5 protein-coding genes are annotated in these 6,290 nt (G+C 69.7%); 3 read left to right on the plus strand and 2 right to left on the minus strand.

What is annotated here, in order from left to right; all coding sequences use genetic code 11:
* Positions 1-9 precede the first annotated feature (9 nt).
* Both glsA and ABD747_RS14115 read right to left on the minus strand, forming a co-directional pair.
* On the minus strand, positions 10-1,050 hold the full coding sequence (glsA, locus tag ABD747_RS14110; protein WP_344805568.1) for a glutaminase A: 1,041 nt from the start codon (positions 1,048-1,050) through the stop codon (positions 10-12).
* Positions 1,051-1,127: 77 nt separating this feature from the next.
* Positions 1,128-2,204 carry a M28 family metallopeptidase gene (locus ABD747_RS14115; RefSeq protein WP_344805570.1) on the minus strand — a complete coding sequence of 359 codons (1,077 nt, stop codon included), beginning with the start codon at positions 2,202-2,204 and terminating at the stop codon, positions 1,128-1,130.
* Between the two features lie 436 nt (positions 2,205-2,640).
* On the opposite strand from ABD747_RS14115, the gene ABD747_RS14120 reads away from it, so the two are divergent.
* From ABD747_RS14120 to ilvC, 3 genes are all read left to right on the plus strand, one after another.
* Positions 2,641-4,392 (plus strand): acetolactate synthase large subunit, encoded by a 1,752-nt coding sequence (locus ABD747_RS14120; protein WP_344805572.1) that lies wholly within the window; start codon positions 2,641-2,643, stop codon positions 4,390-4,392.
* 1 nt (position 4,393) lies between these two features.
* Positions 4,394-4,939, plus strand: coding sequence for an acetolactate synthase small subunit (gene ilvN / locus ABD747_RS14125; protein ID WP_425562532.1), 546 nt, complete (start codon positions 4,394-4,396; stop codon positions 4,937-4,939).
* Between the two features lie 91 nt (positions 4,940-5,030).
* Positions 5,031-6,050, plus strand: a complete 1,020-nt coding sequence (ilvC, locus tag ABD747_RS14130; RefSeq protein ID WP_344805577.1) for a ketol-acid reductoisomerase — start codon at positions 5,031-5,033, stop codon at positions 6,048-6,050.
* Positions 6,051-6,290: the final 240 nt, after the last annotated feature.

A 6,290-nucleotide genomic window follows, 5' to 3' on the forward strand; every position in this document is an offset into this window, starting at 1 on the left:
CGGGCCGGATCAGGCTCGCGAGGCGGCCGGGTCGGCAACGGGCACCGAGGCGAACAGGTTCAGGCCGAGCCGCTCGGCTAGGAACTTCGTCACCAGCTGGCCGCGGACGCTGTTGCCGGCGACGTCCAGCGGCGGGGAGAACGTGGCCAGCCCGCCCTTGCCCGGCGACACCGTCACGATGCCACCGCTGACCCCGCTCTTGCCCGGCATGCCGACCTCGTAGAGCCAGTCCCCGGACAGCTCGTACAGGCCGGCGGTGGCCATCACCGCCAGCACCCGGCGGCACACCCCGTGTCCGAGCACCTGCTCGCCGGTGATCGGGTTCATCCCGCCGTCGGCCAGCGTCGCGCCCATCACCGCGAGGTCGTGCACGGTCACGTCCAGCGAGCACTGCCGGGTGTAGACGTCGGTGATCTGCTCCGGGTCGAAATAGATCCGGTCGTAGCTGGCCAACAGTCGCGCGATGCCGTGGTTGCGAAGGTTCGTGGCCGACTCGGACGCATACACATCGGCGTTCACCGACAGCTCGCGTCCGGCGAAGCGGGACAGCCCCCGACGGATGTTCTCCCACTTGTCCTCGGCGGTGTCGCCGGGGACCAGGCTGCTGCTCGCGATCGCGCCGGCGTTCACCAGCGGGTTCATCGTCCGGTCCTCGTTCAGCTCGACCGCCATCAGCGAGTTGAAGGGGAACCCGGTGCTGTTCACCCCCAACCGGAGCCGCGCCTCCTCGTAGCCGATCGCCTCGCAGACCAGCGCGAAGACGAACGGCTTGGACACGCTCTGGATCGAGAACGGGACGTCGACGTCGCCGATCTCGGCATAGCGGCCGCGCGCGCCGACCACGCAGATGCCGAACAGGTCCGGCGACGCTTCGGCCAGCGCCGGGATGTAGTCGGCCACCGTGCCGTCGGCGGTGCCGCGGTAGCGCTCGTACGCCTCGGTGACCAGCGCCTGCACCTGCTCGGGCTGGGGCAGCTCGCCGGTCGACACCAGCGACGGAGCAGCGGCCTCGTCGAACGGCAACCGCTCGTGCATGGTGAGCTTGCTCATCGGCCTCCGCCTCGTCCTCGACGCTGCCGCACACCACGGCCGGCTCAGCCTACGGCCGGCCCCGCTGACCGCCCGGCTCAGCCCTGCAGCCACTCCCACATCACCGTGGTCACCCGGTCGAGCTGACGCCGGTCCACGACCTTCGGCACGTCCCCGCGTGAGTGATAGCCGGCATACGGAACGCTGCCCAGCCGGATCGCCGAGACCCCCGCCTTGGCGTAGGACCAATGATCGCTGGCGGTGTTGTTCGCGCAGGCCCGGGTCGGCACGTCCACCCGGCGGCCCGCGGCCCGGACGGCTCGCTGGAGGCCCCGACCCTTACCGCCGGGCGGGGTGCACACCGGGACGGAGGAGGCCCGGACGCCCACCCGGTCCAGCGCCACCATGCCGCGGATCGCTCGCCGCTCCGCGGCGGTCAGATCCTCGACCAGCTGGGTCGAGCCGAAGTGGTGCAGCGCGTCGCCGGAGCCGCGCGGTTCCTCCGCGCCGAACGCGACGAACCGGACCGGCAGGCCTGCTCTCTTCGGGTCCGTTCTGTTCTGGCCTGTTGTCTGCTGGCCTGTTGTCTGCTGGCCTGTTGTCTGCTGGCCGGGCCGTGTCGCCGCGGCGAGCCGGGCCAGCTCCAGCATCACCGCCACCCCGGACGCGTTGTCCTCCGCTCCGGGCGCCACCGGCACCGTGTCGAGATGGGCCCCGACCACGAGATGCGGCTTGCTCGGGTCGAAGCCCTTCGGGTCGGCGATCACGTTGGCGGACCTGCCGGCCCGCACCGGCGTCCCCCACGAGTTCCCCGCCGGCACCCGGACCGTCATCCGGTGCACGTCGTAACCCAGCCGCTCGAAGCGCCGCTCGACGAAGTCGGCCGCCTCCCGGAAGTTCGCGGAGGTCGCCTCGCGCGGTCCGATCTCGCCGGCCAGGTGACCGATGTCGCGGAGCACGTTGGCGGCCTCCACCTTTGCTCGCGGAGAGGATGGCGGCTCCGGGGTTCGGGTCGGAGTCGGCGTGGTCCTCGCGGTGGCGGTGGACGTCGCGGGCACGGGACCGACGGTCGTCCGAGGCGATGGACTCGGCTCGCCGTCGCGCGCGGTGCACGCACCCGCCAGCAGGGCCACGCACAGCAGCACGGCAGCCCAGCACGGCCTCCGGTCCGTCATCCAGCGAGCGTACGTGCGGGGAGTCGCCCTGATTCTGTCCCGCCAGTCCGCCGAACGTGCCCCGATACGGCCCCGAGCCCGGCTCTGGCGGGACAGAATCAGGGATCAAGAGCGGCCGCAGTTCCCCAGGGGACCCGATATTCGGCCTGCCTAGCGTCCTTCCGGATGGCAAGACGACCGCCCGTCGCTACCGGAAACCCGGCGGGCGGCGAGCTAGAGTGACCGACGTGCGTTACAGCTCGCTCCTCGTAGTCAGCACGCGCGTCGGCTGAGTCCAGACTCGACAACCGACGCGCTCCCTCGTCTGCCATCCGGCGGCGGGGGTTTTTTGTTGGCGGACACAGCTTCTCGGCCGGGCTCGGTCCGGAAGCTGTCACGAGGCGCGGGCGTACGATCGCGAGACGAAGGGAAAACCATGGTGGGCAAGGAGAGGCTGATGGTCGACGACGACGTGACCGCCGAGCCGCTCACCGGCGCGCAGTCGCTGGTGAAGTCGCTGGAACGAGTGGGGGCCGACACCGTCTTCGGCATCCCGGGCGGGGCGGTCCTTCCGCTCTACGACCCGCTGTTCGACTCCCAGGCCGTACGCCACATCCTGGTCCGGCACGAGCAGGGCGCCGGGCACGCGGCCGAGGGCTATGCGATGGCGACCGGGAAGGTCGGCGTCTGCGTCGCGACCTCCGGTCCGGGGGCGACCAACCTCGTCACCCCGATCGCCGACGCCTACATGGACTCGGTCCCGATCGTGGCGATCACCGGCCAGGTCGCGAGCCCCGCGATCGGGACGGACGCCTTCCAGGAAGCCGACATCCGCGGGATCACCATGCCGATCACGAAGCACAACTTCCTGGTGACCAAGGCCGAAGACATCCCGGAGGCGATCGCCAGCGCGTTCCACATCGCCGGAACCGGCCGCCCCGGGCCGGTGCTGGTGGACGTCACCAAGGACGCGCTGCAGGGCAGCGCCCGCTTCGCCTGGCCGCGCGAGCTGAACCTGCCCGGCTACCGGCCGGTGCTCAAGCCGCACGGCAAGCAGGTCCGCGAGGCGGCCCGGCTGATCGGAGAGTCCCACCGCCCCGTTCTGTACGTCGGTGGCGGCGTGGTCAAGGGCCGTGCTTGGGAGGAGCTCAAGGAACTGGCCGAGCTGACCGGCATCCCGGTGGTCACCACGCTGATGGCCCGCGGCGTGTTCCCGGATTCGCATGCGCAGAACATGGGGATGCCCGGCATGCACGGAACCGTTGCGGCGGTCGGCGCCTTACAGCGCTCGGATCTGCTGATCTCGTTGGGCGTTCGCTTCGACGACCGGGTGACCGGCAAGCTGTCCACGTTCGCGCCACATGCGAAGGTGATCCACGCCGACATCGATCCCGCCGAGATCAGCAAGAACCGGCAGGCCGACGTCCCGATCGTGGGCGACGTCAAGGAGGTGCTGACCGAGCTGCTGAGCTTGCTCAGGAACGCGCCGCTGCCCGACGTGGCGGACTGGGCGACGTACCTGAAGGATCTGAAGCGGCGCTATCCGACGGGCTACGACCTGCCTGAGGACGGCAGTCTGTCGCCGCAGCATGTGATCAAGCGGATCGGCGAGCTGACCGGACCGGATGCGTACTATGCGGCGGGCGTCGGCCAGCACCAGATGTGGGCCGCGCACTTCCTGCCGTTCGAGCTGCCCGGTCGCTGGATGAACTCCGGCGGCCTCGGCACGATGGGCTACTGCGTGCCCGCCGCGATGGGCGCGAAGGTCGGCCGACCGGACAAGATCGTCTGGGGGATCGACGGCGACGGATGCTTCCAGATGACCAATCAGGAACTCGTCACGTGTGCCCTGGAAGGGATCCCGGTCAAGATCGCGGTGATCAACAACCAGAGCCTGGGGATGGTCCGGCAATGGCAGACGCTGTTCTACGAGGGCCGCTATTCCAACACCGACCTGAAGACCAACCGGGTGCCGGACTTCCCGAAGCTGGCCGAGGCGATGGGCTGCGTCGGGCTGCGGGCGGAGGAAGCGGACGACGTCGACTCGGTGATCGAGAAGGCGTTGTCGATCAACGACGTGCCGGTGGTGGTGGAGTTCGTCGTGCACAAGGACGCCATGGTCTGGCCGATGGTTGCCGCCGGCACCAGCAACGACGAGATCAAGGTCGCCCGCGACATGGCCCCGAACTGGGACGACGAGGTGCTGTGAGATGACCGAGTCCATCACTCCACGCACGCTGAGCGTGCTGGTCGAGAACAAGCCCGGCGTGCTGGCCCGGATCTCCGGTCTCATTTCGCGCCGCGGCTACAACATCGAGTCGCTCGCGGTCGGCCCGACCGAGCATCCGGAGATGTCGCGGATCACGCTCTCGGTGGGCGTCGACGACGTCGTCCTGGAGCAGATCACCAAGCAGCTGAACAAGCTGATCGAGGTGATCAAGATCGTCGAGCTCGAGGACACCGCCGTGCGCCGCGAGATGGCGTTGGTGAAGGTCCGGGCGACCGCGGAGACCCGCGGTCAGCTGATCGAGATCATCGGTCTGTTCCAGGCCAAGGCGGTCGACCTGACCGCCGACGTGATCACCGTCGAGGCCGTCGGCAGCCCGGCCAAGCTGGAGGCGCTGCTGAAGCTGCTCGAGCCGTACGGCATCCGCGAGCTCGTCCAGTCCGGCCTGGTCGCCCTCGGCCGGGGGAGCCGCTCGATCAGCGACCGGACCACCCGGAGCGACCGGCAGAAGACCATCCGCGCCGTCTAGCCACACCGCCCGCCATAATGGCGGGCGGCCATCCGTCCACCCACGAACCACGACCCGAACCTCCCGAGGAGACCAGCCCGTGCCCGCAACGATGTTCTACGACTCAGACGCCGACCTCTCCGTGATCCAGGGCCGCAGCGTCGCCGTCCTCGGTTTCGGCAGCCAGGGCCACGCACACGCCCTGTCGCTGCGCGACTCCGGCGTCGACGTCCGGGTCGGTCTGGCCGAGGGCAGCAAGAGCCGTGCCAAGGCCGAGGCCCAGGGGCTTCGGGTGCTGACGCCGTACGAGGCCTGCGAGGAGGCGGACCTGATCATGGTCCTCACCCCGGACCCGTCCCAGCGCGGCCTGTACAAGGAGGCGATCGAGCCGAACCTGGTGCCCGGCGACGCGCTGTTCTTCGCCCACGGGTTCAACATCCGCTACGGCTACATCACCCCGCCGGAGGGCGTCGACGTCGCGCTCGTCGCGCCCAAGGGTCCGGGCCACCTGGTCCGCCGGGAGTACGCCGAGGGCCGCGGTGTGCCGGTCCTGGTCGCCGTCGAGCAGGACGCCTCCGGCAAGGCCTGGGACCTCGCCCTCTCCTACGCGAAGGCGATCGGCGGCCTGCGGGCCGGCGGCATCAAGACCACCTTCACCGAGGAGACCGAGACCGACCTGTTCGGTGAGCAGGCCGTGCTCTGCGGCGGCGCCAGCTCGCTGATCGAGGCCGGCTTCGAGACGCTGGTGAACGCCGGTTACCAGCCGGAGGTCGCCTACTTCGAGTGCCTGCACGAACTGAAGCTGATCGTCGACCTGATGTACGAGGGCGGCATCGCCAAGCAGCGCTGGAGCGTCTCCGACACTGCCGAGTACGGGGACTACGTCTCCGGTCCGCGGGTGATCGACGCCCACGTCAAGGAGAACATGCAGGGCGTGCTCGCCGACATCCAGAACGGCGCGTTCGCCAAGCGGTTCATCGACGACCAGGACGCCGGCGCGCCGGAGTTCACCAAGCTCCGGTCCGATGCCGAGACCCACCCGATCGAGGAGACCGGCCACCAGCTCCGCGGCCTGATGGCCTGGGTGAAGAGCCACGACGACGACTACGTCGAGGGCACCGCAGCCCGCTGACCCTCCCTCCGGGAGCCCGCGCCCCCGGGCCCGCGCGTCTCCGGCTCCGGGATCCGGCCCAGCCGCGGGCCCACCCCCATCCCCGGCCCCAGGAAACTGTGCAGCTGTTGCAGCGACACGCCGGTGTCGGCTGCAACAGCTGCACAGTTTCCGGGCTGGTTGATGCCTAGTGGTCCGTCGACGATTTGATCTGGTGGAGGGTGTTGCGGCCTCTGGACACCTTTTGGATGATCTGTTCGG

It is taken from the genome of Microlunatus ginsengisoli, assembly GCF_039537205.1.
GTDB classification, from domain to species: domain Bacteria; phylum Actinomycetota; class Actinomycetes; order Propionibacteriales; family Propionibacteriaceae; genus Microlunatus; species Microlunatus ginsengisoli.

What these genes read in the sequence shown, in the direction of transcription:
- glsA (WP_344805568.1), bottom strand. Translation starts at nt 1,050, where the DNA reads ATGAGCAAGCTCACCATGCACGAGCGGTTGCCGTTCGACGAGGCCGCT.
- ABD747_RS14115 (WP_344805570.1), bottom strand. Translation starts at nt 2,204, where the DNA reads ATGACGGACCGGAGGCCGTGCTGGGCTGCCGTGCTGCTGTGCGTGGCC.
- ABD747_RS14120 (WP_344805572.1), top strand. Translation starts at nt 2,641, where the DNA reads ATGGTCGACGACGACGTGACCGCCGAGCCGCTCACCGGCGCGCAGTCG.
- ilvN (WP_425562532.1), top strand. Translation starts at nt 4,394, where the DNA reads ATGACCGAGTCCATCACTCCACGCACGCTGAGCGTGCTGGTCGAGAAC.
- ilvC (WP_344805577.1), top strand. Translation starts at nt 5,031, where the DNA reads ATGTTCTACGACTCAGACGCCGACCTCTCCGTGATCCAGGGCCGCAGC.